Origin of the sequence: Sulfoacidibacillus thermotolerans (assembly GCF_003144315.1) — a bacterium.
In the GTDB taxonomy this organism is placed as follows: Bacteria; Bacillota; Bacilli; order Alicyclobacillales; family SLC66; genus Sulfoacidibacillus; species Sulfoacidibacillus thermotolerans.
In genome coordinates this window covers 1-1,994 of the sequence record NZ_MPDK01000073.1, presented here as the reverse complement: position 1 = coordinate 1,994, position 1,994 = coordinate 1, and the positions used below count along the sequence as shown (strand labels likewise).

At 40.0% G+C, this 1,994-nt stretch carries 2 protein-coding genes; one reads left to right on the top strand and one right to left on the bottom strand.

Going from position 1 to position 1,994, the window contains the following annotated elements; translation table 11 throughout:
- Positions 1–162 precede the first annotated feature (162 nt).
- Positions 163–852 carry a glycoside hydrolase domain-containing protein gene (locus BM613_RS14370; protein ID WP_109431841.1) on the top strand — a complete coding sequence of 230 codons (690 nt, stop codon included), beginning with the start codon at positions 163–165 and terminating at the stop codon, positions 850–852.
- Between the two features lie 74 nt (positions 853–926).
- Here BM613_RS14370 and BM613_RS15425 read toward each other — a convergent pair whose 3' ends face one another.
- On the bottom strand, positions 927–1,613 hold the full coding sequence (locus BM613_RS15425; RefSeq protein ID WP_219930721.1) for a hypothetical protein: 687 nt from the start codon (positions 1,611–1,613) through the stop codon (positions 927–929).
- Between the last annotated feature and the right edge of the window lie 381 nt (positions 1,614–1,994).

Here is a 1,994-nt window from a genome sequence, read left to right as displayed (position 1 = left end):
GAGAACAGAGAGCATGTTTACGCTTGATTTTAGAGTCCACGAAAAAAATTTATGAATGAGGTTTTCAAAAGCACGAATCCGATTGTTGTAAAGAGTAGAGGGAAAAACACAAAGCCCCTCTCCGCTTTAACTGGCGGAAAATAACAATCGGAGGAGATTAAAATGGCATATTGGGGATTTGACTCAGCATCTACTGTAAATTCAAGTATGATCAGTTGTTTAGCAGATAATGGAGCACCAACTAGTGAAATTTCTTTCATTCTTCGATACGTTGACAATCTAGAAGGAGTTCACAATGGACTTACCACTTCAGAAGTGGACTACATCCATAGTTTAGGTATTTCACTAGGATTAATTTATGGGAGCATCCCTCATGAAACGTTATCTTTTCAAGATGGTGTGAATATCGCGAATACAGCAGCGCAGCTTGCAACCGATCTTGAGGCCCCAACTTATGTGACCATCTATGCTGACCTAGGAACTTCTTATGATGATTACATTACTGCAGAGTTTATAGAAGGCTACGCATATCAGTTGACTGTCAATACAGCATATCATCCGGGGTTTTATGGTAATGTCGGTACGGATTCAGCCTTTGACAACGCATTTGCTACAGCATACAACGATCCAACATACGGTTCATATATCGCAAATGCTCAATTATGGAGCGCTGAGCCAGAACCAGTCGGTTGTACTTCAATAGCTGCAGCACCTGGTTATGAGCCATACTATCCACCAAACACCAACTTTGGGCAACCGCAAGTATGGCAATATGCTGAATCGTGTGGTTGTGATATTGATGAAGATCAATCTACAATTCCACCTGGCAATGAACGTTGGTGGAACGCTTAAAAGGTGCATAAAAGCCCGTGCATTTCCCCACCTAGACATGAAGCGCTAGGCGAGGAAATGCACGGGCTGAGTGTTTAGTTAGGAATTTGAATAGAATAATGAGTACCTGGCAAGCCTAAAATATATTTTGGAGGTTGAAGTCCTGAATAGCCTTTTAATGCGACAATCTCTTCTGTGTTAGTAATCAATTGACCGTTCACTAAATTAATAGCCATATATGCACCAGCTGAAGGGGAACCCAAAAGAACATTATCTCCAACGAAATGGAGTATATCAAATACTGGAGAGGGTCCCCAACCAAAATATACAGGTTGATGATTGTAACTGATTCCTACCGCTATGCCGTTTGAAGCACTTTTGTAAAAATCCAAGATAAAAGTTTTGTTATTAAGAATTCCAGTAAATGATTCAACGGCTTGGAATTTATTTTTAGAGTAAGTAAGCTTAGTTTGTTGGTCTGTATATCCATTAGATATGGCTTTAGGCATGTTTGAATTAATGATCATCCGAACATTTTTTCCCAAGAAGATATTTGTTTTTGTTGGATTTTTTTTAAACGAAGGCGAAGAAACCGTTGTAGATTGCGGATGACTTTCTACTTTATCCTTTTTATGTTGTTTGGGGTTTGATGACTTTGTTTGTGCTGTTCCTAAAGTATTAACAGAAGACGAAGAATGGTTGTTCATTGTCCCACACCCCGTCATTGCCAAGCACGTCAAAGCTACCGCAGCCACACCAATTCCCCATGTTCGTTTTTGCACACAAACCACCCTTTGTCTTAGAATATCACGGTATCTTGATCATCAGATCAAACCGCACAGTAGAAATTCGACACATTATTGAGTGCCTTATCCCCTTGGCTGTATAATCACAAACCTCTTTTTCATTTGACGACGCCATGCGCAAAATGGTTACAGCGAAAGCTTAGTCATGCTTCCCTAATTGTTTTCTGTATTCATTTCCATCAAATACCTAAATTAAATTTTTATTCTGAAAATAAGATTCGATCACGGCTTTGGCAGTAGTGTCCGTTATTATGTGTAAAAGTGCGTAGGCTCGAGACTGCGCACCGGCTCTATCAAATAAGATGAGCCATTCGGTTTCCTCTGGTAGAATGGGTGTGTCAAGTACTCACTCACAGA

Bases quoted from the DNA above. Each gene is read 5' to 3' on its own strand.
- BM613_RS14370 (WP_109431841.1), top strand. From the start codon at position 163: ATGGCATATTGGGGATTTGACTCAGCATCTACTGTAAATTCAAGTATG.